The organism is Pseudomonas sp. B21-040, from assembly GCF_024748695.1.
Classification (GTDB): Bacteria; Pseudomonadota; Gammaproteobacteria; order Pseudomonadales; family Pseudomonadaceae; genus Aquipseudomonas.
The window spans coordinates 1,785,842-1,808,986 of record NZ_CP087176.1; the positions used below are offsets into that span (position 1 = coordinate 1,785,842).

The 23,145-nt window shown below is 58.7% G+C and carries 23 protein-coding genes and 1 riboswitch; of the genes, 14 read left to right on the top strand and 9 right to left on the bottom strand.

The features are described from left to right. Positions 1 to 121 precede the first annotated feature (121 nt). On the bottom strand, positions 122 to 1,540 hold the full coding sequence (locus tag LOY55_RS08060) for an IS1182 family transposase (RefSeq protein WP_223525272.1): 1,419 nt from the start codon (positions 1,538 to 1,540) through the stop codon (positions 122 to 124). Between the two features lie 435 nt (positions 1,541 to 1,975). Between LOY55_RS08060 and brnQ the strand changes: the two genes are divergently transcribed. From brnQ to LOY55_RS08075, 3 genes are all read left to right on the top strand, one after another. Next, the gene (gene brnQ / locus LOY55_RS08065; protein WP_046032892.1) at positions 1,976 to 3,289 is read left to right on the top strand and encodes a branched-chain amino acid transport system II carrier protein; all 1,314 of its coding nucleotides are present in this window, start codon (positions 1,976 to 1,978) and stop codon (positions 3,287 to 3,289) included. Between the two features lie 232 nt (positions 3,290 to 3,521). After that, positions 3,522 to 4,259, top strand: coding sequence for a DUF599 domain-containing protein (locus tag LOY55_RS08070; protein WP_223524155.1), 738 nt, complete (start codon positions 3,522 to 3,524; stop codon positions 4,257 to 4,259). After that, positions 4,259 to 4,660 (top strand): MAPEG family protein, encoded by a 402-nt coding sequence (locus LOY55_RS08075; protein WP_046032894.1) that lies wholly within the window; start codon positions 4,259 to 4,261, stop codon positions 4,658 to 4,660. The genes LOY55_RS08070 and LOY55_RS08075 overlap by 1 nt, the downstream gene beginning before the upstream one ends. Positions 4,661 to 4,728: 68 nt before the next feature. Here LOY55_RS08075 and LOY55_RS08080 read toward each other — a convergent pair whose 3' ends face one another. Then, positions 4,729 to 4,962: a hypothetical protein gene (locus tag LOY55_RS08080; protein ID WP_046032895.1), complete on the bottom strand. Its 234-nt coding sequence runs from the start codon at positions 4,960 to 4,962 to the stop codon at positions 4,729 to 4,731. Between the two features lie 157 nt (positions 4,963 to 5,119). On the opposite strand from LOY55_RS08080, the gene LOY55_RS08085 reads away from it, so the two are divergent. From LOY55_RS08085 to LOY55_RS08100, 4 genes are all read left to right on the top strand, one after another. Next, complete coding sequence (locus LOY55_RS08085; protein ID WP_046032896.1) at positions 5,120 to 5,596, top strand: PaaI family thioesterase; 477 nt, start codon at positions 5,120 to 5,122, stop codon at positions 5,594 to 5,596. Then, a complete protein-coding gene (locus LOY55_RS08090; protein ID WP_046032897.1) occupies positions 5,593 to 6,045 on the top strand; it encodes a PaaI family thioesterase in 453 nt (150 codons plus the stop codon). Before LOY55_RS08085 ends, LOY55_RS08090 begins: the two co-directional genes overlap by 4 nt. An 80-nt stretch (positions 6,046 to 6,125) precedes the next feature. After that, positions 6,126 to 8,030, top strand: coding sequence for a molecular chaperone HtpG (htpG, locus tag LOY55_RS08095; RefSeq protein ID WP_046032945.1), 1,905 nt, complete (start codon positions 6,126 to 6,128; stop codon positions 8,028 to 8,030). Between the two features lie 67 nt (positions 8,031 to 8,097). Further along, positions 8,098 to 8,826: a dienelactone hydrolase family protein gene (locus LOY55_RS08100; RefSeq protein ID WP_109786440.1), complete on the top strand. Its 729-nt coding sequence runs from the start codon at positions 8,098 to 8,100 to the stop codon at positions 8,824 to 8,826. 137 nt (positions 8,827 to 8,963) lie between these two features. Here LOY55_RS08100 and LOY55_RS08105 read toward each other — a convergent pair whose 3' ends face one another. Next, positions 8,964 to 9,824, bottom strand: coding sequence for a pirin family protein (locus tag LOY55_RS08105; protein ID WP_109786441.1), 861 nt, complete (start codon positions 9,822 to 9,824; stop codon positions 8,964 to 8,966). A gap of 61 nt (positions 9,825 to 9,885) precedes the next feature. Then, positions 9,886 to 10,302, bottom strand: coding sequence for an OsmC family protein (locus LOY55_RS08110; protein ID WP_223524153.1), 417 nt, complete (start codon positions 10,300 to 10,302; stop codon positions 9,886 to 9,888). A gap of 247 nt (positions 10,303 to 10,549) precedes the next feature. Here LOY55_RS08110 and LOY55_RS08115 point away from each other — a divergent pair, with 247 nt between their 5' ends. Together LOY55_RS08115 and LOY55_RS08120 are read left to right on the top strand one after the other, a co-directional pair. Further along, positions 10,550 to 11,926: a cystathionine beta-synthase gene (locus LOY55_RS08115; RefSeq protein WP_046032901.1), complete on the top strand. Its 1,377-nt coding sequence runs from the start codon at positions 10,550 to 10,552 to the stop codon at positions 11,924 to 11,926. Further along, the gene (locus LOY55_RS08120) at positions 11,923 to 13,101 is read left to right on the top strand and encodes a PLP-dependent aspartate aminotransferase family protein (RefSeq protein ID WP_109786443.1); all 1,179 of its coding nucleotides are present in this window, start codon (positions 11,923 to 11,925) and stop codon (positions 13,099 to 13,101) included. Before LOY55_RS08115 ends, LOY55_RS08120 begins: the two co-directional genes overlap by 4 nt. A gap of 64 nt (positions 13,102 to 13,165) precedes the next feature. Here the strand turns inward: LOY55_RS08120 and LOY55_RS08125 are convergent, their stop codons facing one another. The 3 genes from LOY55_RS08125 to purM are packed head-to-tail and all read right to left on the bottom strand — an operon-like array spanning position 13,166 to position 15,596. Beyond that, the gene (locus LOY55_RS08125; RefSeq protein WP_046032903.1) at positions 13,166 to 13,879 is read right to left on the bottom strand and encodes a DUF3108 domain-containing protein; all 714 of its coding nucleotides are present in this window, start codon (positions 13,877 to 13,879) and stop codon (positions 13,166 to 13,168) included. Positions 13,880 to 13,887: 8 nt separating this feature from the next. Continuing rightward, positions 13,888 to 14,538, bottom strand: a complete 651-nt coding sequence (gene purN / locus LOY55_RS08130) for a phosphoribosylglycinamide formyltransferase (RefSeq protein WP_046032904.1) — start codon at positions 14,536 to 14,538, stop codon at positions 13,888 to 13,890. Then, positions 14,538 to 15,596, bottom strand: a complete 1,059-nt coding sequence (gene purM / locus LOY55_RS08135; RefSeq protein ID WP_008033526.1) for a phosphoribosylformylglycinamidine cyclo-ligase — start codon at positions 15,594 to 15,596, stop codon at positions 14,538 to 14,540. Before purM ends, purN begins: the two co-directional genes overlap by 1 nt. 372 nt (positions 15,597 to 15,968) lie before the next feature. Between purM and LOY55_RS08140 the strand changes: the two genes are divergently transcribed. From LOY55_RS08140 to LOY55_RS08160, 5 genes are all read left to right on the top strand, one after another. Next, positions 15,969 to 17,030 (top strand): DUF2066 domain-containing protein, encoded by a 1,062-nt coding sequence (locus LOY55_RS08140; protein WP_223524151.1) that lies wholly within the window; start codon positions 15,969 to 15,971, stop codon positions 17,028 to 17,030. Positions 17,031 to 17,068: 38 nt separating this feature from the next. Further along, complete coding sequence (locus tag LOY55_RS08145; protein WP_046032906.1) at positions 17,069 to 18,136, top strand: AI-2E family transporter; 1,068 nt, start codon at positions 17,069 to 17,071, stop codon at positions 18,134 to 18,136. 236 nt (positions 18,137 to 18,372) lie between these two features. Next, positions 18,373 to 19,077, top strand: a complete 705-nt coding sequence (gene hda / locus LOY55_RS08150) for a DnaA regulatory inactivator Hda (protein ID WP_010456804.1) — start codon at positions 18,373 to 18,375, stop codon at positions 19,075 to 19,077. Between the two features lie 214 nt (positions 19,078 to 19,291). Beyond that, positions 19,292 to 19,918 carry a C40 family peptidase gene (locus LOY55_RS08155; protein WP_046032907.1) on the top strand — a complete coding sequence of 209 codons (627 nt, stop codon included), beginning with the start codon at positions 19,292 to 19,294 and terminating at the stop codon, positions 19,916 to 19,918. 164 nt (positions 19,919 to 20,082) lie between these two features. Further along, positions 20,083 to 20,619, top strand: a complete 537-nt coding sequence (locus tag LOY55_RS08160) for a C40 family peptidase (RefSeq protein ID WP_046032908.1) — start codon at positions 20,083 to 20,085, stop codon at positions 20,617 to 20,619. 121 nt (positions 20,620 to 20,740) lie between these two features. Here the strand turns inward: LOY55_RS08160 and LOY55_RS08165 are convergent, their stop codons facing one another. After that, a complete protein-coding gene (locus LOY55_RS08165) occupies positions 20,741 to 22,054 on the bottom strand; it encodes a sorbosone dehydrogenase family protein (RefSeq protein WP_258667864.1) in 1,314 nt (437 codons plus the stop codon). Positions 22,055 to 22,121: 67 nt separating this feature from the next. Then, a complete protein-coding gene (locus LOY55_RS08170) occupies positions 22,122 to 22,706 on the bottom strand; it encodes a hypothetical protein (protein WP_077430638.1) in 585 nt (194 codons plus the stop codon). Between the two features lie 156 nt (positions 22,707 to 22,862). Continuing rightward, positions 22,863 to 23,098: riboswitch (cobalamin riboswitch) on the top strand. Positions 23,099 to 23,145: the final 47 nt, after the last annotated feature.

Here is a 23,145-nt window from a genome sequence, read left to right on the forward strand (position 1 = left end):
CTTCACCAAACAAAGGCCACCTTCGCAGACTGTGTGAAAACGCGCTGAAGGCCGGCCCAACAAACGCCCCGACTTGTTCGGGGCGTTTGTTTTGGTGCGGGCGACAGGCGAAAAAAGCCTTTCAGCCCATTAACGCCATCAATTGGCGGGCCCCGAGCACACTAATTGCGCGTTTTAGGTTGTAGGCACTCACTGCCAAGGCCATTTCCGCTCTCGCGCCCTCCAGTTGACGCAACAGGAAGCGAGCATTGCCAAACAGCCATTGCTTCAGGTTGCCGAAGGGGTGCTCAACAATGGATCTTCGGTTGGCCATCATCTGCGGATGGGCCAGCATTCGTTGCTCCATTCGCTCAAAGGCTTCTTCATGGGCGTGGCGTGAGACGTAGCGGCGCTGAGCGCCAGTGCATTGGGATTTGAGCGGGCAGGCGGCGCAGTCGCTGACATCTGCCTGATAGATCCGATCGCCCTTGTGGCGCTGTTTGAGCGTTAACCACTTGCCTGCCGGGCACTGATAACGATCGTGTTCGGCTTCGTAGATAAAGTCTTTGCGCTCAAAAAAGTCCTCACCACCAGGATTGACCGAGCGGTTGGGCGGCACATAAACGGTAATCGCAGCCTCCTCGCAGGCCTGAAACTGCTGGCCGTTGGAGTAGCCGGCATCGGCAGTCACGGTCAGGGCATCTTGTTCCAGCTGTTCTTTGGCGGCTTTAGCCATTGGTTCGAGTTGCTTGCGGTCGTCGCCATCCTGGGTAACCTCATGATGCAGAATCAGGCAATGCTTGGCATCCACGGCGCTCTGCACGTTATAGGACACACGCGGCCCCTTGGGCGTGCGCATCATTCGGGCATCGCTTTCGTGGGTGTTGAACTGCTCCAGGCCCATCGAGTTCATCAGCGCTTGGCAGCTCTGATTGTCCTGCTGGCGAACTTTAAGCTGCACCAGTGCTGTTTTGATCGCGCCGCGATCAATCACCTCTCCCGCATCGAGCCTGTCAGCCTCATCCAGTTCGGCCAGATACTGAGCGATGCGCTTATCCAGTTTTTCTTCCTGACGCTTGAGTTGCTTGAGGTTCATATGGCGCCGCGAGGAAGCGACTGCCTGAAACTTGCTGCCGTCGATGGCCACCAAGTCTCCTGCGATCAGACCGGCCATGCGGCAAAACCGGACGAAGGCACCGCACGTCGCCACAAAGGCGGATTTGTTGTTTTTGCGAAAGTCGGCGATGGTCTTGAAGTCGGGCTTAAGCCGGTTGATCAGCCACATCACTTCGATGTTGCGCTGGCACTCGGCTTCGAGACGCCGCGATGAGCGAATCCGCTGAAAATAGCCATAGAGGTAGAGCTTGAGCTGATCGGCAGGATCATAAGAAGGACGACCTGTGCTTTTGGGCAGCGCTTTATCAAAGCCCAGTTGCACCAGATCCAGCTTGGCGACGTACAGGTCAATAACCCGAACGAGATGATCCTCGGGGATCAGTTCTTCCAGCGAGACCGGGAACAGACTGGTCTGGCTACGGGACTCACCTTGGATGTAAGCCATAACGAAAAATGCTCCGTATCTTTCGATACGGAGCATTTTCTTTGAGCTTTGCGCAGATTGCTAGGTTTTCACACAGTCTGTTCGGGTGGCCTTTGTCGTTTCCGGGTGATCGTCCCCACGCTCTGCGTAGGAACGATCAATCATCGGTTGAACGCCCCAAGTCTTGTGGCAGCGGGCTTGCTCGCGAAGACGGATTTACAGGCATCCACCATTTACATGCATAAACGCGACACAGAAACGTCGCGTATCGGATAGTTCGCCCTCTAACAGTGCGTTTGTCGGGCAAATTCGTTAGGCTACTCGCCATTTTTGCGTCCGCGTCCCACAAGGTTGCTACGCGCTAAAGGGTCAGTCCTATACGGACCGACAGCATTTCCCTCACCCCCAAGGGAAGTCCCTCTCTAAATTCCGATTCAGTAGTGTGGTATTTCCTTAATGAAAGTGTTGAAAGGCCAGGACATCCTGGCACTTGGTTTTATGACGTTTGCCCTGTTTGTCGGGGCTGGCAACATCATCTTCCCGCCTATCGTCGGTTTGCAGTCCGGGCCTAATGTCTGGATGGCGGCGCTGGGCTTTCTGATCACCGCAGTCGGTTTGCCGGTGGTCACGGTGGTTGCGCTGGCAAAAGTCGGCGGGGCAATGGATGCCCTGAGCAGTCCTATCGGCAAAATCGCCGGTGGCCTGCTGGCTGCCGCGTGCTACCTCGCCGTCGGCCCGTTGTTCGCGACACCACGTACCGCCACCGTATCGTTCGAAGTCGGCCTGGCGCCGTTGACCGGCGAGAGCCCGTTGGCGTTGTTTATCTACAGTGCCGTGTACTTCCTGGTGGTGTTCTTCATCTCGCTCTATCCGGGCCGTTTGCTGGATACCGTCGGACGTTTCCTCGCGCCGCTGAAGATCATCGCCCTGGCCGCGCTCGGTATCGCTGCGTTTGCATTGCCTGCCGGTGATATCGGCATGGCCACGCCTGAATATGTGGCGGCACCGTTCTCTCAGGGCTTCATCAACGGTTACTTGACCATGGATACCCTGGGCGCGCTGGTGTTTGGCATTGTCATCGTCAACGCGATCCGTTCCCGCGGTGTGGAATCACCGGCACTGATTACCCGTTACGCGATCATTGCCGGCCTGATTGCCGGCGTGGGCCTGGCGCTGGTTTATGTCAGCCTGTTCCGCCTCGGTTCGGGCAGCCATGAAGTGGCCGCCGGTGCCACCAACGGCGCGGCCGTGTTGCACGCCTACGTTCAACACACCTTCGGTTCGTTGGGCAGTGGTTTCCTGGCGGTGCTGATCTCGCTGGCCTGCCTGGTGACGGCGGTCGGCCTGACCTGTGCCTGCGCCGAGTACTTCAGCCGCGTGTTGCCACTGTCCTACAAGACCCTGGTCATCATCCTGGCGGCGTTCTCCTTGCTGGTGTCCAACCTGGGACTCACCAAGCTGATTGCGTTCTCGATCCCGGTACTGACCGCGATTTACCCGCCGTGCATCGCCCTGGTGGCGCTGAGCTTCTGCAAGGACTTCTGGCATGAGCAGGGCCGCATTGTCGGTCCGGTGATGCTGGTGTCGTTCATCTTCGGCCTGATCGACGCGCTCAAGGGCGCCGGTCTGGCAGACTGGATGCCGACTCAGCTGTCCCATTTGCCGCTGAGCGAGCAGGGCCTGGCGTGGCTGGTGCCATCGGTCATGACCCTGGTCGTCGCAGTGGTTTGCGATCGTCTGCTGGGCAAGCGCGAAGAAGTGCTGGCTTAAGTCGCGCAATGGCCCGCCACAAGCGGGCTGTCACGCTGAAACAGAAATGCCCCGTATCAATCGATACGGGGCATTTTTTATGGGCGTCAGGCAGTGTCTTTTTCCTTGAGCTAACGTCGAAGCACTACCTGTAGGAGCAAGGCTTGCCCGCGATGGCGATTTCCAAGGCCCTATCGCGGGCAAGCCTTGCTCCTACGGGGATTACCAATGCCAACGTCTCACAAGGAATTGCATGTCGTTCATCCACGCCAACCTGATCCACATCCTCGCCGCGCTCTGGTTTGTCATCTGCTGGGGTGGTTACACCCGCTATGCCTCGTGGAAGGGCCGCGACACCGCGTGCCTGGCCAGTGTGTTGCACCTTTACCGGGAAGACTGGATGCGTCGCATGTTGCTGCGCGATAACCGCATTGCCGACGCCAGTGTGATCGGCAACCTGGAGCGCAACGCTTCGTTCTTTGCCTCCAGCACATTGATTATCCTGGCGGGTATTTTGACGGTACTCGGTGCTTCCGAAAGAGCAGTGTCGTTACTGGCGGATATCCCGATGGTGCAGCAGGCGTCCCAGGGCATGTCCGAAATCAAGTTGCTGTGCCTGGCAATGGTGTTTGTCTACGCGTTCTTCACGTTCAGCTGGTGCATGCGTCAGTACAACTTTGCGGCGATCCTGATTGGCTCGGCGCCGATGGTGGGTGAGCGCCATGTGTCCGAACAGGAGCGCAAAGCCTTTGCTGCCCGAGCGGCTCGCGTTATCTCGATGGCGGCGAACCAGTTCAACTTTGGCCTGCGTTCCTATTACTTCGGCATGACCATGCTGGCCTGGTTTGTCAGCCCGTGGTTGTTCATGTTGATGAGTGCCGGCGTGGTGCTGGTGTTGTATCGCCGGGAATTCCATTCCGACGTGCTCGACGTGATGGTCTATACCCCTACAGAGGCACCCTTGCCTGAGGCGAACAAAGAGGTCGCTTGATGAGTATTCCGTTCTGGTGTGTGTTTATCAGCGCACTACTGATTTACGTGGCCCGCATGCCGGTGGCCAAGGCGATGAAAGAGCAGGGTGGTTACAACAATCACTCGCCACGCCAGCAACAGGCACAACTTACCGGTTTCGGCGCCAGGGCGGTGGCTGCGCATCAAAACTGTTTTGAGGCATTCATATTGTTTGCGGTGGGCGTGTTGATGGCGCACACCACACAAACTGCAGGATGGTTGATCGATGTGTTGGCGATCATTTTTGTGATCACACGTGTTATTTACTTGCTGTGTTACTGGGGGGATTTGGCCTGGCAGCGCAGTCTGGTCTGGTTTGTGGGTTTCGTCTGTTCGTTGTTACTGATGATTAGTCCGACTTTTAGAAGCGTTTTGCTCTAACGCAGCAAATCACAAATAAAAGAAAACCCGCACTTGGCGGGTTTTCTTTTGTCACGCTAAAAACTGTTTTAGTTTTTAGGTGCTTCTTTTGCAGCAGCTTCGTTCGATTCAGCCTGAGCTTTGGCAGCTTCGGCGTTTTCTTTTGCCGCGTCGTTCACTTTATCCTGAGCTTTGCTCATATCTTGCTGAGCTTGCTCAGCATGTTTGGCAGCATCTTGAGCTTTGTCCTCGGATTTTTTATCGCAGGCAGCGAGACCGAGGGTAGCGGTCAACATCAAGGCAATAGCTAAAGTCTTACGCATGGGGTGTTTCTCCTTATGGAAATAACTACTGGCCTTTCGAGCACGCTCCATAGCGTTAAGTTCCTCAATTCGTTCAGATATATAAGTTTGTTAGGTGATGGAACTTTTCCCCGCTGACGAGCTACTTTGACCGAACATTAAGAAGAGTTTTAAACACATGGCCGAAAACCCCGTTTTTGAGCGTGCGACGCGATTCCTGTCGGCGCTGCGTCATTGTCAGGTCCTCGGGCTGCGGGTTCACAGCGCCAGCAGTGACGGACTAACGGTCATCTTGCCTTACAGTCCGCAAATCGTGGGGAATCCAGAAACCGGGGTCATTCATGGCGGGGCGTTGACATCGTTGATGGATACCGCGTGCGGTATGTCGACACTGTGTGTGCTGCCCGAATTCGAAGTCTGCCCGACCCTCGATTTGCGCATCGATTACATGCATGCCGCCGAGCCACATAAAGATGTCTACGGCTTTGCCCAATGCTATCGGGTGACCACTGACGTGATCTTCGCTCGCGGCTTTGCCTATCAGGATGATCCCGAGCAACCTATCGCTCATGTTGTCGGTACATTCATGCGCATGGGCAAAGGCATTAAGGGCACCAAAAGTTTTGGCGGTGCGATTGCCGGAGGTGCGCAATGACGGACGCTTTCAAGGAACAACTTCAACTGGCCCATGAGCAGGGTGACTACGCCTCGCTGCTGCACCTGATTCCTTACGCCAAACTGATCGGCGTCGAATGTTCGCGGGTAGGGGATGACCTGCTGTTTCGCCTGCCGGCCAACAAGGACAACATTGGCAACCCTTTATTGCCGGCGATTCATGGCGGCGTGATCGCCGGGTTCATGGAACTCTCGGCTGCGCTGCACCTGCTGATTTTTACCGGCTCACCGGGTGTGCCGAAAATCATCGACTTCTCCCTCGACTACCTGCGCGCCGGGCAGTTTCGCGATACCTGGGCCAAATGTCAGGTTTGCCGGCAGGGGCGCCGGGTCGCCAACGTGGCCGTGACGGCCTGGCAAAGCACCGAATCCGAGCCCATTGCCACGGCCCGCGCGCATTTCAAAATTGAAGAGCCCTTGAAATCCTGAACACAGCCCCCAACTCTGATGACATCCCGCCGCCGACCCTCAAGGTCGCGGCTTAGCCATCTGATTGGAGTTTGATGACCATGAGTGTGGAAACTCAAAAGGAAACCCTGGGCTTCCAGACCGAGGTGAAGCAGCTGCTGCACCTCATGATCCATTCGCTGTATTCCAACAAGGAAATTTTCCTTCGCGAATTGATCTCGAACGCCTCTGACGCTGTCGACAAATTACGTTTCGAAGCCCTGTCCAAGCCTGAGTTGCTGGAAGGTGGCGCCGAACTGAAAATCCGTGTGAGCTTCGACAAAGACGCCAAAACCGTCACCCTCGAAGACAACGGCATTGGCATGACCCGCGAAGACGCGATCACCCATCTGGGCACTATCGCTAAATCCGGTACCGCCGATTTCATGAAACACCTGTCCGGCGATCAGAAGAAAGATTCGCACCTGATCGGTCAGTTCGGTGTGGGTTTCTACTCTGCATTCATCGTCGCCGACAAAGTCGACGTGTTCAGCCGTCGTGCCGGTGATGCGGCGAGCGAAGGCGTGCACTGGTCGTCCAAGGGCGAAGGCGATTTCGAAGTCGCCACCGTTGAGAAAGCCGAGCGCGGCACTCGCATCGTCCTGCACCTGAAGTCCGGTGAAGACGAATTCGCCGATGGCTGGCGTCTGCGCAACATCATCAAGAAGTACTCCGACCACATCGCGCTGCCGATCGAGTTGCCCAAGGAAGCGGCCGCCGCAGAAGGCGAAGAGCAGCCAGCCGTTGAGTGGGAAACCGTCAACCGTGCCAGCGCCCTGTGGACTCGTCCTCGCACTGAAGTGAAAGACGAGGAATACCAGGAGTTCTACAAACACGTCGCTCACGATTTCGAGAACCCGCTGAGCTGGAGCCACAACAAGGTCGAAGGCAAGCTCGAATACAGCTCGCTGCTGTACGTGCCGGCCCGTGCTCCGTTCGATCTGTACCAGCGTGAAGCGCCGAAAGGCCTGAAGCTGTACGTGCAACGCGTGTTCGTGATGGACCAGGCTGAGTCGTTCCTGCCGCTGTATCTGCGCTTCATCAAAGGCGTGGTCGATTCCAACGACCTGTCGCTGAACGTGTCGCGGGAAATCCTGCAGAAAGACCCGATCATCGATTCGATGAAGTCGGCGCTGACCAAGCGCGTTCTGGACATGCTGGAAAAACTGGCGAAGAACGAGCCTGAGCAATACAAGAGCTTCTGGAAGAACTTCGGTCAGGTCATGAAAGAAGGCCCGGCAGAAGACTTCGCCAACAAAGAGAAAATCGCTGGCTTGCTGCGTTTCGCCTCGACCAATGGTGAGGAAGGCGAGCAAGTGGTTGGCCTGGCCGAATACCTGGCTCGCGCCAAGGAAGGTCAGGACAAGATTTACTACCTGACCGGCGAAACCTACGCGCAAGTCAAAAACAGCCCGCACCTGGAAGTCTTCCGCAAGAAAGGCATCGAAGTGCTGCTGCTGACCGATCGTATCGACGAGTGGCTGATGAGCTACCTCAACGACTTCGACGGCAAGAGCTTCGTTGACGTGGCGCGCGGTGACCTCGACCTGGGCAATCTGGACTCGGAAGAGGACAAGAAAGCCGCAGAAGAAGTCGCCAAGTCCAAAGAAGGTCTGGTTGAGCGTCTGAAAACCGCACTGGGTGACTCGGTTGCTGAAGTACGGGTTTCCCACCGTTTGACCGATTCCCCGGCGATTCTGGCCATCGGCGAGCAGGACCTGGGCATGCAAATGCGTCAGATCCTGGAAGCCAGCGGTCAGAAGGTTCCGGACTCGAAGCCGATCTTCGAATTCAACCCGGCCCACCCACTGATCGAGAAGCTCGACAACGAGCAGAGCGAGGAGCGTTTCGGCGACCTGTCGCACATTCTCTTCGATCAGGCGGCACTGGCTGCCGGTGACAGCTTGAAAGACCCGGCCGCCTACGTGCGCCGTCTGAACAAGCTGCTGGTTGAACTGTCGGTTTAACTGCGTTGTAAAAAAACCCGCTTCGGCGGGTTTTTTTCATTCTGGTGCCTTTTGCTGGGAGAGAGTCATGAGTCAAATCACTGTTCGTTCAGTCGTTTATCAAATTGATGGCCACTCGTATGAAAGCCGCCTGGCTTTCGACGCCGACCACAAAGGCCCGCGCCCGGGCTTGCTGATGGCGCCGAACTGGATGGGTGTGAGCGCCGGGGCCGAAGTGATTGCCAAGACGGTGGCGTCCAAGGGGTACGTGGTGCTGATCGCGGATGTGTACGGTCAGTCGGTTCGCCCGCAGAACGGCGACGAGGCGGGCGCGGCGATGATGCCGCTCAAACATGACCGTCCGTTGTTGCGCAAGCGCCTGCAGGCGGCGTTTGAACAACTGAAAAATCAGGACGAGGTGGCGGTCGATACCTCGAAACTGGCGGCATTCGGTTTTTGCTTCGGTGGTTGCTGCGCCCTGGACCTGGCACGCACGGGGGCACCGTTGAAAGCGGCGGTGTCGTTCCATGGCACGCTGGACTCGCCAAATCCGGCGGATGCCAAAAACATCAAGGGCTCGGTGCTGGTGCTGCACGGTGCCGCCGATCCATTGGTGCCCAAGGAGCAACTGCCGGCATTCGAAGCGGAAATGAATGCGGCGGGTGTGGACTGGCAATTGCTGAGCTACGGCGGGGCGGTGCATTCCTTTACCGATCCGCATGCCAATGTGCCAGGCATGATGATGTACGACGCGAAGATCGCTGCACGGGCGTTTACGTCGATGCACAATTTGCTGGATGAAGTGTTTAAAGGCTGACCACTGATTTTCGGATCGTTCCCACGCTCTGCGTGGGAACGCCTCTAGGGACGCTCTGCGTCCAGTGACGCGGAGCGTCACGGGCTGCATTCCCACGCAGAGCGTGGGAACGATGATGCGTGGGAACGATCGAAAAGCTAAGGCAGTTCGATCCGCTCGCTTTCTCCCGGCACTGTCGGCCAATCCCCGGCCGCCCAGCGCCGCCGCGCTTCATCGATGGCCGCCGGATCGCTGGCCACAAAATTCCAGTTGATCCGCCGTGGCCCGTCCAGCGGCGCGCCGCCGAACAACACGGCGTGGCAGTCGCTTTCGGCGAACAGGGTCATTTCTTCCCCCGCAGGCAACACCACCAGCGAATTCACCTCCAGCGTGTCGCCATTCAGCTGCGCTTCACCGCTCAAGACATACAACGCACGCTCTTCATGTTCGGTGGGAATCAGCAGTGTGGTCGCCGTTTGCAGGTTCAATTCCGCGTACAACGTAGGGGACAGCACTGGCACCGGCGACTCCAGGCAAAAGCCTGACCCGGCAATCATCCGGATCTTCACGCCAAGGTTATCGCTGACCGGCAAGGTGGCCGCCGGGTGATGGCTGTAGTGGCCTGGACCCTGCTCATGGTCCTTGGGTGAGGCCAGCCAGATCTGCAAGCCGTGCATCGTAAAGCCGCTGTCCTTCAACGCCTCGGGCGTGCGCTCTACGTGGGCAATTGCGCTGCCGGCAGTCATCCAGCTGACATCACCGGCGCTCACCACCTGGTCGGAGCCGAGACTGTCCTTGTGCTGGATTTGCCCTTCGAACAAGTAGGTGAGGGTCGACAGGCCGATGTGCGGATGTTGTCGGATATTCATGCCTTTGCCCGCCGGATAAACGGTTTCGAGCATGTGGTCAAAAAACACGAAAGGCCCGACACTGCGGCATTTGGCGGACGGCAACGGGCGAAATATCGGCTGGCCTTCTACATCTTCGGCGCGGGGGCGGATCACGAGCGGAGTGTTCATGCTGCATTCCAGGCTGAGCGGGTGATGCGTGGAGCATAACCCGCTTGCGCAGCCCTTGCCGCTATTGGCTGAACGCCCCTTCGGACAAGTGGGTTTCGATGCTGACGTCAGTGGTCGTCATCAGTTTGTGGACCGGGCAACGGTCGGCCACGCGATGCAGTTCTTCGCGTTGCGCATCGGTGAGCACGCCTTTTAGGGTCAGTTTGACGTGCAGGGCGTATTTGCCTTTCTGCTCTTCGCTGTTGTCGCGTTTGACCTCGACGGTGACGCCGGTCAATGGGATGTCCTTCTTGTTGGCGTACATCTTCAGGGTCAGGGCTTTGCAGGCACCCAGAGCGGCATCGAAATAATCGTGGGGTTCTGGCGCCGAGCCCTCGCCGCCGGAAGTGGTCGGCACATCGGCAAACAGTTCATGGTCATCAATCTGCACACTGTGACGAAAACCTTCGGCGGAAACGGTATTGACGGTAACGGTCATGGAAAGCCTCCCAGGCTGGAAAAGTCGTTCGATCAAAAAAGACTGTGAAGTTATAGAGCATTGCGCCAGCGGCGCGTTCCACTTTCTTGCGGGGTTCATACGAGCGGGTTACCGGCTGGCCGCGCGCGGTTGCGAATGACGCCATCGCGGCCTATGGTCCAAGCGAGGTGTTGCCTGCGACTGTCGCATGATGACGCGCCGCAGGTTTGTGTCCATCCAGTACGAATCACTGCAGCGAGGTGACGACATGCCGAACGACTCCCGCCCTGCCGTCCTTGAGCTGATCGGCAATACGCCGCTGGTGCGCGTCAGCCGCTTCGATACCGGCCCGTGTACGCTGTTCCTCAAGCTCGAATCACAAAACCCCGGCGGATCGATCAAGGATCGCATCGGCCTGGCGATGATCGACGCCGCCGAGCGCGATGGTCGCCTGCAACCCGGTGGCACCATCGTCGAGGCCACGGCCGGCAACACCGGCCTGGGCCTGGCCCTTGTCGGCCGCGCCAAGGGTTATCGCGTGGTGTTGGTGGTGCCGGACAAGATGTCGACGGAGAAAGTCCTGCACCTCAAGGCGATGGGCGCCGAAGTGCACATCACCCGTTCCGATGTCGGCAAGGGCCATCCCGAGTATTACCAGGACGTGGCCGCGCGGCTGGCCAAGGAAATTCCCGACGCGTTCTTTGCCGATCAATTCAACAATCCGGCCAACCCTCTGGCGCACGAGTGCAGCACCGCGCCGGAGATCTGGGCACAGACCCAGCATGATGTCGATGCCATCGTCGTCGGCGTCGGTTCAGCCGGCACGCTGACCGGCTTGACCCGGTTCTTTAGCCGCGTGCAGCCAAACCTGGTCATGGTGCTGGCCGACCCGGTGGGCTCGGTGATGGCCGAATACAGCCGCAGCGGCACCCTTGGGACACCCGGTTCGTGGGCGGTGGAGGGCATTGGCGAAGATTTCATTCCCTCGATTGCCGACCTGTCCAGCGTGCGCCACGCGTATTCGATCAGCGACGAGGAAAGCTTCGATCATGCCCGCCAGCTGCTGCGCGCCGAAGGCATTCTCGGCGGATCATCGACCGGCACGTTGCTGGCGGCGGCGTTGCGTTATTGCCGTGAGCAAACCGAGCCGAAGCGGGTCGTGAGTTTTGTCTGTGACACCGGCACCCGCTACCTGTCGAAGGTCTACAACGATCAATGGATGAACGATCAGGGCCTGCTGCAATACAAGCGCTACGGTGATCTTCGCGATTTGATCTCGCGGCGCTTCGAGGACGGGCGGGTGATCAGCGTCGGCCCGGACGACACGTTGCTCACCGCTTTCCAGCGCATGCGCCTGGCCGATGTGTCGCAACTGCCCGTGCTGGTAGAGGGGCAGCGTTTGGTCGGCGTCATCGACGAATCCGACATTTTGCTGGGGGTGCACCAAGACCCATCGCACTTCCGCTTGACCGTCGCCAGCGCCATGACGGGCAAACTGCAAACCTTGCCGGCCGCTGCCAGCCTGGCTGAGCTGCAAGCCGAACTCGACCGTGGGTTGGTGGCGATCATTGCCGATGCCTCGGGCTTCCATGGCCTGATTACCCGCGTTGACCTACTCAATCATTTACGGAGATCTCTTGCATGAGTCAACACGATGAAAACGCTGCGCCACGTGGGTTCGCTACTCGGGTGATTCATGCCGGGCAGACGCCGGACCCTTCCACCGGGGCGCTGATGCCGCCGATTTACGCCAATTCCACCTATTTGCAGCAAAGCCCCGGCGTACACAAAGGCCTCGACTATGGGCGCTCGCACAACCCGACACGTTGGGCGCTGGAGCGCTGCGTGGCGGACCTCGAAGGCGGCACCAAGGCGTTCGCGTTCGCGTCCGGGCTGGCGGCGATCTCCACCGTGCTCGAATTGCTCGATGCCGACTCGCATATCGTCTCGGGCAATGATTTGTATGGCGGGACGTTTCGCCTGTTCGACAAAGTACGCCGGCGCAGCGCCGGGCATCGCTTCAGTTTCGTCGACCTGACGGATCTGGCGGCCTTTGAAGCGGCGCTGCAGGAGGACACGCGGATGGTCTGCGTCGAGACGCCGAGCAATCCGTTGTTGCGCCTGACTGACCTCGAAGCCATCGCGCGCATCTGTCGCCAGCGCGGCATCATTTGTGTGGCCGATAATACCTTTGCGAGCCCGTGGATCCAGCGTCCGCTGGAACTGGGCTTCGATATCGTGGTGCATTCGACCACCAAGTATTTGAACGGTCACTCTGACGTCATCGGTGGCATTGCGGTGGTCGGGCAGAATGCGGAGCTGGGCGAACGGCTGGGCTTTCTGCAAAACGCCGTGGGCGCTATCGCCGGGCCGTTTGACGCCTTCCTCACGTTACGCGGGGTGAAGACCCTGGCGTTGCGCATGGAACGCCACTGCAGCAACGCACTGGCGCTGGCGCAATGGCTGGAGCAACAACCGCAAGTGGCGCGTGTCTACTACCCAGGCCTGCCGTCACATCCGCAGCACGAACTGGCACAACGACAAATGCGCGGTTTTGGCGGCATGATCTCCCTCGACCTGAACTGTGACCTGGCCGGCGCCAAGCGCTTCCTTGAGAACGTGCAAATATTTGCGTTGGCGGAGAGTCTGGGCGGGGTGGAAAGCCTGATCGAGCATCCGGCGATCATGACTCACGCCAGCATCCCCGCCGATACCCGCGCACAACTTGGCATTGGCGATGCGCTGGTGCGGTTGTCCGTGGGCGTTGAGGACGTCGAAGACTTGCGTGCCGATCTGGCACAAGCGCTGGCGCTGATCTGAGTTTCAGCGGACAAAAAAAATCCGGAACCCTTATCGGATTCCGGATTTTCTTGTCGATCCTGGATTAGCTACCCTTGACCGATTTGCCGTTGACCGTGCCGTCGAGGAGCATGATGTTGTACTCCTTGCCGTCGGTTTCAACTTGTTGCAGACGGACCAGCAGGTAATCCCAGTCCTTGGCAAACCACAGGACGGTGATGCGCTTGTTTTGTGTCGGGTCGCGCACACGCTCGACCTTGATTGCATCGATCTTGCCAGCCTTGGTGTCTACTTTTTCAGAGCCCAGCACGCGGAAATCATAGGTGTCGACTTCGTTGCCATCGACTACCTGATAGCTCATGCTTTTCTTGCCGGCGGCGACATCGTGCTGCAAGGCCAACTGGTAAGTGGATTTATCGACCATGCCAGGGTTCAGCGGGACCTTGACTGCGTCACCGCGATCAGTGCCGGTGACCATTTTGGTGGCCCAGTCGAAATCCAGATCAGACTTCTTGGCTTTGCCCAGGCCGCCACGTTCAAAGTGGTAGGTCTGAGGTAGCAGAGTTTCCTTGTCGACGGTCAGGGTGCTTTCTTCAGTCAGGCTGGCGATCATCATCGACGCCTTGAAGCTGAGTTTCCAGACGCCGTTGGCTTCCTTGGTCAGGTTGCGTTCAGCCGTGCCACTCATGGGCAACTGCTTCCAGTCGGCGGTGTAGCTGGCGGAGAAAGGTTGAAGTTCCGAAGCCTGTGCCAGGGGCAGGGCAAACAGAGCGCAAGCGAAGAGCAGGGCGCGACGCATAATATCTCCTAAGTTCGAATCAAGTGGCCGCTGGCCGCGAGTAACTTCCCATCCAGTAAAGCACCTTGTTCGCTGAGTGCTAAGCGACCTTCGGCAAACCAGCGTACTGCCAACGGGTAGATCAGGTGTTCCTGAACGTGGACTCGCTGCGCCAGGCTTTGCGGCGAATCGTGCAACTCTACCGGTATTACTGCCTGTACGACCAGTGGTCCGCCATCGAGTTCCTCGGTGACGAAGTGCACGGAGCAGCCGTGCTCGGTATCGCCGGCCTCCAGCGCGCGCTGATGAGTGTGTAACCCTTTGTATTTGGGCAGCAGCGACGGGTGGATATTCAACAGGCGACCCGCATAGTGGCGCACGAAGTCAGCGCTGAGAATGCGCATGAAACCGGCCAGTACCACGAGTTTGGGATTGAAGGCGTCAATCAGCTCGATCAGCGCGGCATCGAAGGCCTCGCGGCCTTCGAAAGCCTTGTGATCCAGGGCGCGGGTGTCGATACCCGCGTCCTTGGCGCGCTGCAGGCCATAGGCATCGGCGCGGTTGGAAATCACCGCAGCAATGCGGACCGGGCTGTCGCCGGTCCGCGTGCTGTCGATCAAGGCCTGCAAGTTACTGCCGGTGCCGGAGAGCAGCACCACGACATCACAGGTCTTTGACATCAGTGAGCCTTGAGGTTCTTCAGTTCAACCTGGGCCGCGCCTTCGGCAGCGGTGGCGATCTGACCGATGACCCAAGGCTGCTCGCCGGCTTCACGCAAAACGTTCAGCGCGGTTTCAACGTGCTCTTGAGCGACGCAGATGACCATGCCCACGCCGCAGTTCAGCACGCGGTGCATTTCGTTTTCGTCGACGTTGCCTTTCTCTTGCAGCCAGTCGAACACGGCTGGGCGGTTCCAGCTCGCCACGTCAACCACGGCTTGTGCGCCTTTTGGCAGAACGCGCGGGATGTTGTCCAGCAGGCCGCCACCGGTGATGTGGGCCATGGCTTTGACAGCACCGGTTTCCTTGATCAGCTTGAGCAGCGGCTTCACGTAGATACGGGTCGGGGCCATCAGCAGGTCGGTCAGCGGTTTGCCGTCGAGCTGGATGTTTTCGATGTCGGCACCCGACACTTCGATGATCTTGCGGATCAGCGAGTAGCCGTTGGAGTGCGGGCCGGAAGACGGCAGGGCGAGCAGGGCGTCGCCGGCTGCGACTTTGGAACCGTCGATGATCTCGGATTTTTCCACGACGCCGACGCAGAAACCGGCCAGGTCGTAGTCTTCGCCTTCGTACATGCCCGGCATTTCAGCGGTTTCGCCGCCAACCAGGGAGCAACCGGACAGTTCGCAGCCAGCACCGATGCCGGTGACGACCTGGGTCGCGGTTTCGACGTTGAGTTTGCCGGTAGCGTAGTAGTCGAGGAAGAACAGTGGCTCGGCGCCGCAGACCACCAGGTCGTTCACGCACATGGCCACCAGGTCGATGCCGATGCTGTCGTGCTTGTTCAGGTTCAGGGCCAGGCGCAGCTTGGTGCCCACGCCGTCGGTGCCGGAAACCAGCACAGGCTGCTTGTAGCCAGCCGGGATTTCGCAGAGGGCGCCGAAACCGCCCAGGCCGCCCATGACTTCCGGGCGCGCAGTGCGCTTGGCGACGCTCTTGATGCGTTCGACCAATGCTTCACCGGCGTCGATGTCTACACCGGCGTCCTTGTAGCTCAGGGAGGGTTGCTTGCTCATGATCCAGGCCTTTAGGGGGGATTCAGGGGTAACGACCGAGTCCAGCGGGGGACGCCGAAATCGACGGGGGCGATTGCCTCACGCGAAATTCGATGTGCCCGGCTGTTGCCGGTCTGCGAAGGCGCGCGATTTTATCAGGCTTGAGGGGCAGCGGCCATCCTCACGCCGACGGCAGGGGCATATCCTATTAAAAAAATTGATATTGAGCGTGTTAGTGGGCTGTATAAGGTAACGCGATTAACCGTCTATCGTTATGACAGTGCGAAAACTTATCGCGGCCGTGTGAATGTTTTGCACAGGGAAGTGGTCACAGCCCTGTTCGATCGTCTTCATGCGGTCTGTTCCAGCCGCTCTTGTCGTCAGGAATCTTCCATGCGTTTTTTTTCTAAATTGTTGTGTTTGAGCTGTTTTTCCCTGATCAGCCTCACGAGTCATGCCGAAAACGTGAAAGGCCTTTATCAGGTGCGCGAGCCTGTCACCAGTCAGGCGCCCGCGGAGCGTGATCAAGCGATCCAGCGGGCGCTGGACACGCTGGTGTTGCGTCTGACCGGCGATCCCAAGGCGGTGCAGAGTCCGGGGTTGGCAGCCCTGCGCAAAGATCCGCAGCAAATCATCAGCCAATTTGGTTTTGACGCGGGCCCTCCAGAAGTACTGAAGGTCGATTTTGATCCGAACACTACCGAGCAAGCATTGCGTCGTGCCGGGTTGTCGTTGTGGGGTGCCAATCGACCGTCGATCCTCGGTTGGTGGTTGAACGATGCCACCGAGGGTTCAAGTTTGGTGGGCGATGGCCAGGCCGCCGCTACACCGTTGCGTCGAGCGGCGCAGCACCGTGGTTTGCCGCTGCGTTTGCCGCTGGCGGACCTGAGTGAGCAACTGGTCGCTACGGCGCCCAACCTGGAAGGCACCGACGCAACGCCACTGCGCGGGGTCTCGGAACGTTACAACGCTGACGCCTTGCTCGCCGTGCATGCCCGCGAAGAGGGCGGCCAGTGGCAGGCCAAATGGAATTTGTGGATGGGCGACAAGAAGGAAGCGGGCAACGTACAGGGCGCGGATCAGGCCGCTGTGGCTGACGCTGTGATGCTGGCGGTCAGCGAGCGACTGGCGCCACGGTTTGTTGTCAAGCCGGGCGCTTCTGGCGAGCAATTGCTGGAAGTGCAGGGCATGAACCTGGAGCGCTATGCGGCGCTGGGGCGATTGCTCGACCCTTTTGGCGCGCGTCTGCAAAGTGTTGACGGTGATCGCATTCTTTATCGGGTTAACGGCAGCGCCGAGCAATTGCGCTCGCAGTTGTCGCTGGCGAAGTTGCAGGAAATGCCCGCCGGTGAAGTGCCCGCGCCCGTTGCGCCGGTTCAGCCCGTGGCGCAGGGTGCGACGCCTGCCGTGGCCCCAGCGCCGGCACCGGTGCCGCAATTGCGCTTCCGTTGGTAAGGTTTTCTTTCTTTATATAGATGCATATGGAGTGGTACATGGCCGATACGCGGCGTTGGTTCTGGTTGGGTGGAGTGGTTCTGCTCTGCGCGTTTATCTGGCTGTTGCATCCGATCCTGACACCTTTCCTGGTGGCGTTGCTGCTGGCCTATCTGTTCGATCCGCTGGTGGATCGGCTGGAGAAAGCCGGACTTTCAAGGACGTGGGGCGTGGTGGCGGTGTTCGCACTGTTCACCCTGATTTTCACCACGCTGCTGCTGGTGTTGGTGCCGCTGCTGGCCAGGCAGTTGTTTCGTTTGTATGAGCTGGCGCCGCAAATGCTCGACTGGCTGCAGCACACCGCATTGCCGTGGGCGCAGTCGAAGTTCGGGTTGTCGGAGGGGTTCTGGAAATTCGACAAGCTCAAGGCCGCGATCAGTGAACACATGGGGCAGACCAGCGATATTGTCGGTGTGGTGTTGAGCCAGGCCACAGCGTCCGGTCTTGCATTGATTGGCTGGTTGGCCAATCTGGTGTTGATCCCGGTGGTAAGTTTTTACCTGCTGCGGGACTGGGACCTGATGATGGCAAAAATCCGCAGCCTGCTGCCGCGCGATCGTGAAGAGCGCGTCGTCGAGCTCGCCGGTGAATGTCACGAAGTGCTCGGTGCGTTCGTGCGTGGGCAATTGCTGGTGATGGTGGCTTTGGGCGTGATCTACGCGTCGGGCCTGATGCTGGTGGGGCTGGAGTTGGGGCTGCTGATCGGCCTGATTGCCGGTCTGGCCGCGATCGTGCCGTACATGGGGTTTGTCATCGGGATTGGCGCGGCGTTGATTGCCGGTCTGTTTCAGTTCGGCGGCGAACTGTATCCCATGCTGGGGATCGTCGCGGTGTTTATGGTCGGGCAGGCGCTGGAGGGTATGGTGCTGACGCCATTGCTGGTTGGCGACCGGATTGGCCTGCATCCGGTGGCGGTGATCTTCGCGATTCTGGCAGGGGGAGAATTGTTCGGTTTTACCGGCGTGTTGCTGGCACTGCCGGTGGCGGCGGTGATCATGGTGCTGGTGCGCCATGTACAAGATTTGTATAGGGATTCAGATATGTACGGTGGTGTCGACAAACCTTGATTGCAACGGTTGTCGACGGTTCACAGAGGTCGGCCTGTTTTCGTGCCAGGTCGGCCTGCATCCCGGGTGTGCCAGAGGCCGGTGCTGTCAAAGAAACTGTCATAAAACCGGTGCGTCAACGCAAACCTTTGATTTTGCTTGTGGTCTGTCGCATTGTGCGACCAGCGTCACGGGTATAAACTTCGCAAACTTTACACAGAGGCCACTAACGGTTCCTTTGGAACTGTTCAGTCAGCATGAAACCGATTCAGCTGCCCCTAGGTGTGCGTCTGCGTGATGACGCTACCTTTATCAATTACTACCCTGGCGCCAATGCCGCAGCACTCGGCTATGTCGAGCGGCTATGCGAAGCCGACGCCGGCTGGACCGAAAGCCTGATTTATCTCTGGGGCAAGGACGGGGTAGGGCGTACGCATTTGTTGCAGGCGGCCTGCCTGCGCTTCGAGCAGTTGGGGGAGCCGGCGGTGTACCTGCCGTTGGCCGAGCTGCTGGATCGTGGCATCTCGATTCTCGATAACCTCGAACAATACGAACTGGTCTGCCTGGATGATTTGCAGGCGGTTGCCGGCCGGGCGGATTGGGAAGAGGCGCTGTTCCATCTGTTCAATCGGTTGCGTGACAGTGGTCGGCGCTTGCTGATCGCCGCGTCGACATCCCCGCGTGAACTGCCGGTGAAGCTGGCAGACTTGAAGTCCCGCTTGACCCTGGCGCTGATCTTTCAGATGCGTCCACTCTCCGACGAAGACAAATTGCGCGCCTTGCAATTGCGTGCGTCGCGTCGCGGCCTACACCTGACCGATGAAGTCGGCCATTTTATTTTGACTCGCGGTACTCGCAGCATGAGTGCGCTTTTCGAGCTGCTTGAACGTCTCGATCAGGCCTCTCTTCAAGCTCAGCGCAAGCTGACAATCCCCTTCCTGAAGGAAACGCTGGGCTGGTAAAACCAAAGCCTGGCAGGGGTTTCGGCATATTTCAGGCGCCAGGAAATCCGCTTTCCTACAGAGCTGCAGGCTGCGCAAGCGTTTAAAATGGGCTTAAGCGCTTAGATGTTAACGAGAAACCGATAAGTCACATAAAGTTCGATTGAATTTGCAAATGAGGATGATAGCGGGCATAGTCTCGACTTCTTTACAACTATCAGCCACGGTCGTGCCCATGCTAAAGCGCTTCGCACCCCTCGTGCCTCTCGCACTCGTCACCCTGTTGTTCGGTTGCGCTGCTCACTCTCCAGTGTCCCAGCAAGAGCAACAACAGCAGGCTAAAAATTCAGTTACCGCACAATCTTCTTCCGTTCTTTTCCAGGAAGAACTGGCCACCGATAAAGAACTGGCCGACTTTGCCGACGGCAAGGCCTACCAGCTACCGGTTCTGGCCGACAGCATTCTTGAGCGTGGCATGTCCCTGATCGGTACCCGTTACCGTTTCGGCGGCACTTCTGAAGCCGGTTTTGATTGCAGCGGCTTCATCGGTTACCTGTTCCGTGAGGAAGCGGGCATGAACCTGCCTCGTTCTACTCGCGAAATGATCAACGTGGACGCTCCTCTGGTGGCTCGCAGCGCGCTGAAGCCAGGCGATCTGCTGTTCTTCGCGACCAATGGTCGTCGTGGTCGCGTCAGTCACGCCGGGATCTACCTGGGTGACAACCAGTTCATCCACTCCAGCAGCCGCAAAAGCGGTGGCGTCCGGGTCGACAGCCTGGGTGACAGCTACTGGAGCAAGACCTTTATCGAAGCCAAGCGCGCCCTCGCGATGGCACCGACAGTGGTCACCGCTCGCAAGTAAACGTACAAGTTGTAAGGCGAAGTTAAAGTCTTACTTGAAGTTTGCTGCGTAGGCGCTAGAATTCTGATCTTAATGATGGCAAACCGCCTGCGTCACGCGCAGGCGGTTTTCTTTTCTGCACTCCCAGCAGGAAAAAGCCGCAGCCAGATCAGGATGCTCTGCTTATGACGATGTCGGCCCGCCTTGCACTCATGTTCTTCGCAGCGCTGCTCAGCGCCTGCGCCAGCCGCACACCGCCTCCTGCGCCGGTGAATCGCGCGCCGATCGTCTTTGGTTCCTCCCAGGCATCTTCCCCTGAAGCAGAAGAGGTGCTCTTTCGCGCGTTGGGCCTGGTGGGCACGCCTTACCGTTGGGGCGGCAATACGCCGGACTCCGGTTTTGATTGCAGTGGGTTAATCGGCTTTGTCTATCGTGATGCCGCCGGCATTTCCCTGCCGCGTACCACGCACGAGATGATCAGCATGCAAGCCGCCAATGTGGGCAAGGAAGGTCTGCAAACCGGTGATCTCATCTTCTTCGCTACCAATGGCGGTTCTCAGGTGAGCCATGCCGGGATTTACGTGGGCGAGGGCCGCTTCGTTCATGCACCCGCCACGGGCGGCACGGTGAAGCTCGACAGCTTGTCCAAAGCCTATTGGCAACGGGCTTACCTGAGCGCCAAGCGCGTTCTGCAACCCGAGCACTTGGCGCGCAATCCCTAGTCACGCTGCTGCCCCGTGTAGGAGTGAGCCTGCTCGCGATAGCGTTGGGTCAGTCAATATCGATGTGACTGTCCCAACGCTATCGCGAGCAGGCTCACTCCTACAGGGGGTTGGGGGGCGGTTACTTAGCGGCTGACACGCGCCACACCTTGTTCCCGACATCATCCGCCACCAGCAAGCCACCCTGCTGGTCGATCACGACGCCTACCGGCCGACCCATGGCCTCTTCGTCTTTATTGAGAAAATCGGTCAGTACATCGACCGGTTTCCCGGTCGGTTTGCCGCCTGCGAATGGCACGAAGATCACTTTGTAGCCGCTGTGCGGTTTGCGGTTCCACGAGCCGTGCTGGCCGATAAAGGCGCCTTCCTTGAATTGCGCGGGCAGGCTGGTGCCTTCGGCGAACGTCAACCCCAGCGATGCCGTGTGCGGACCCACTGCGTAGTCCGGCGCAATGGCCTTGGCCACCAGGTCCGGGTTTTGTGGCTCGACACGAATGTCGACATGTTGACCGTAGTCGCTGAACGGCCAGCCGTAGAACCCGCCATCCTTGACCGAGGTGATGTAGTCCGGCACCAGGTCGCTGCCGATTTCGTCCCGCTCATTGACCGCCGTCCACAGTGCGCCACTGCGGGGCTCCCAGGCCAACCCGTTTGGATTGCGAATGCCTGAAGCGAATATCCGGTGGTTGCCGGTGGCGCGGTCCACTTCCCAGATCGCTGCGCGACCTTCCTCTTGATCCAGGCCGTTTTCACCGACGTTGCTGTTGGAGCCCACCGTGACGTACAGCTTGCGGCCGTCCTTGCTGGCGATGACGTTTTTGGTCCAGTGATGATTCAGAGTGCCTCCCGGCAGATCGACCACCTTGGTCGGCGGTGACTTGATCGCGGTATCACCGTTTTTATAGTGAAAGCGCAGCAAACGGTCGGTGTCGGCCACGTACAGGTCATTGCCGACCAGCGTCATGCCGAAGGGCGAATTGAGGTTTTCCAGGAACACCGTGCGGGTTTCGGCGACGCCGTCGTGGTCCTTGTCACGCAGCAGGGTGATGCGGTTCGGGCTCGGTACTTTGGCGCCGGCACGGCCCATGGCTTTGCCCATGACCCAGCCACGAATGCCTTTGCCGTCATCGGGTTTGGGTGGCGCGCTGGTTTCGGCTACCAGCACGTCGCCGTTGGGTAGCACGTAGAGCCAGCGCGGGTGATCGAGGCCTTCGGCGAAGGCGGCCACTTGAGTGCCGGCAGCGGCAGTAGGTTTCGCGCCCTTCGGCCAGCCGATCGCCGGGGCGATATTCACCGTCGGGATCAGGGTTTTGTTGGGTTCAGGCAGCTTGGGTGACGGGCCGGTGCCGTCGGAGACTTGCAGTATGGAGGTCTCACCACAGGCGGCAAGCCCTCCGGCGAGCACTATGACGATAGCGAGCGGGGACTTGCGCATGCTGGTCTTCCCTATGATTGCTCTGACTTAATCATAGAGAAGCTTCAGCGTGCGATGGTTCCGTCGATTAGCCGCGGGCTTCCTTGAACAACACGGCAACGCCTGGGTGATAGTTGCCGGCTTCGTTGCGCAACTTGCGATAGGCGTAGGGGAAATACCAGGCGACGGCACAGCAGTGTTCTTTTTGCAGATCGTCGACCATGTCCTGAAGTTCTTCAGGGGTGGCGCTTTGCTGGGCTTTTTGCGGGGCAACGAACAGGCAACCAAGTTTCAGGTCGCTGGCGTAGCTGATTCGTTTGGCATCGCTGGTGATGTCCTGCAGTGCCTGCGTCAGGTTCAGGCTGTTGACCTTGGGCCAGCGTTGAGTGGCCTGAAGGTAGGCGCGCTCTTCGGCGGTTGCGATAAACAGATCGGCGCGGGCGTTGCGCTCGCCTTCTTCGTTCTGTTTGCGCGTCGACGTGTTTGGCAGCGTGACCATTTCCGCCATCCAGGCTGCTGCGGAGAGCAGGCCGAGGTTGGCTTTTTCATCGTGCCAATAAGGCGAGTCGTTATCACCGCGCACCGTGTTGTAGCGGTCGATACAGTCAAACCAGCGCTCCAGCACCGGCCGCAGGAATTCCAGCTTCGGATTGCTGATGATCATGCCTTGCATGTTGCTCACCCTTGTAATTGTGTTGTTGGGTTTTGTGGCGCTTTGATATCACTGCTGACAGTGTGGTGCAAGATTGGCGTCAGTAAATTGATCGGCGGCAGTATATCGCTCGCCGCAGCTTTGTCTTCATTTGACGCTCCACCCCCAACCCTCTAACCTTCGCGGCTTGTTTCAGGTGCTCTGTGGCAGTGGCCGACAGAGTGAAACAGGGAAGCCGGTGAGTGACTATCGTAAAACGACGAAACGTCACGATCCCGGCGCTGCCCCCGCAACGGTAAATGAGTGAAAACTGCGCCTTGAGCCACTGTGTCTATTGTCGACATGGGAAGGCGCGCAGTCCGGCATCACGCCGCTCATGAGCCCGGAGACCGGCCTGATTCATCCAGCGGCATCACGGTGGGCGATGCCAGGCTTCTTGCCGTCTATTCTTGTGCCCGCC

Coding starts and splice junctions, on each gene's coding strand:
- LOY55_RS08060 (WP_223525272.1), bottom strand. CDS start 1,540: ATGGCTTACATCCAAGGTGAGTCCCGTAGCCAGACCAGTCTGTTCCCG.
- brnQ (WP_046032892.1), top strand. CDS start 1,976: ATGAAAGTGTTGAAAGGCCAGGACATCCTGGCACTTGGTTTTATGACG.
- LOY55_RS08070 (WP_223524155.1), top strand. CDS start 3,522: ATGTCGTTCATCCACGCCAACCTGATCCACATCCTCGCCGCGCTCTGG.
- LOY55_RS08075 (WP_046032894.1), top strand. CDS start 4,259: ATGAGTATTCCGTTCTGGTGTGTGTTTATCAGCGCACTACTGATTTAC.
- LOY55_RS08080 (WP_046032895.1), bottom strand. CDS start 4,962: ATGCGTAAGACTTTAGCTATTGCCTTGATGTTGACCGCTACCCTCGGT.
- LOY55_RS08085 (WP_046032896.1), top strand. CDS start 5,120: ATGGCCGAAAACCCCGTTTTTGAGCGTGCGACGCGATTCCTGTCGGCG.
- LOY55_RS08090 (WP_046032897.1), top strand. CDS start 5,593: ATGACGGACGCTTTCAAGGAACAACTTCAACTGGCCCATGAGCAGGGT.
- htpG (WP_046032945.1), top strand. CDS start 6,126: ATGAGTGTGGAAACTCAAAAGGAAACCCTGGGCTTCCAGACCGAGGTG.
- LOY55_RS08100 (WP_109786440.1), top strand. CDS start 8,098: ATGAGTCAAATCACTGTTCGTTCAGTCGTTTATCAAATTGATGGCCAC.
- LOY55_RS08105 (WP_109786441.1), bottom strand. CDS start 9,824: ATGAACACTCCGCTCGTGATCCGCCCCCGCGCCGAAGATGTAGAAGGC.
- LOY55_RS08110 (WP_223524153.1), bottom strand. CDS start 10,302: ATGACCGTTACCGTCAATACCGTTTCCGCCGAAGGTTTTCGTCACAGT.
- LOY55_RS08115 (WP_046032901.1), top strand. CDS start 10,550: ATGCCGAACGACTCCCGCCCTGCCGTCCTTGAGCTGATCGGCAATACG.
- LOY55_RS08120 (WP_109786443.1), top strand. CDS start 11,923: ATGAGTCAACACGATGAAAACGCTGCGCCACGTGGGTTCGCTACTCGG.
- LOY55_RS08125 (WP_046032903.1), bottom strand. CDS start 13,879: ATGCGTCGCGCCCTGCTCTTCGCTTGCGCTCTGTTTGCCCTGCCCCTG.
- purN (WP_046032904.1), bottom strand. CDS start 14,538: ATGTCAAAGACCTGTGATGTCGTGGTGCTGCTCTCCGGCACCGGCAGT.
- purM (WP_008033526.1), bottom strand. CDS start 15,596: ATGAGCAAGCAACCCTCCCTGAGCTACAAGGACGCCGGTGTAGACATC.
- LOY55_RS08140 (WP_223524151.1), top strand. CDS start 15,969: ATGCGTTTTTTTTCTAAATTGTTGTGTTTGAGCTGTTTTTCCCTGATC.
- LOY55_RS08145 (WP_046032906.1), top strand. CDS start 17,069: ATGGCCGATACGCGGCGTTGGTTCTGGTTGGGTGGAGTGGTTCTGCTC.
- hda (WP_010456804.1), top strand. CDS start 18,373: ATGAAACCGATTCAGCTGCCCCTAGGTGTGCGTCTGCGTGATGACGCT.
- LOY55_RS08155 (WP_046032907.1), top strand. CDS start 19,292: ATGCTAAAGCGCTTCGCACCCCTCGTGCCTCTCGCACTCGTCACCCTG.
- LOY55_RS08160 (WP_046032908.1), top strand. CDS start 20,083: ATGACGATGTCGGCCCGCCTTGCACTCATGTTCTTCGCAGCGCTGCTC.
- LOY55_RS08165 (WP_258667864.1), bottom strand. CDS start 22,054: ATGCGCAAGTCCCCGCTCGCTATCGTCATAGTGCTCGCCGGAGGGCTT.
- LOY55_RS08170 (WP_077430638.1), bottom strand. CDS start 22,706: ATGCAAGGCATGATCATCAGCAATCCGAAGCTGGAATTCCTGCGGCCG.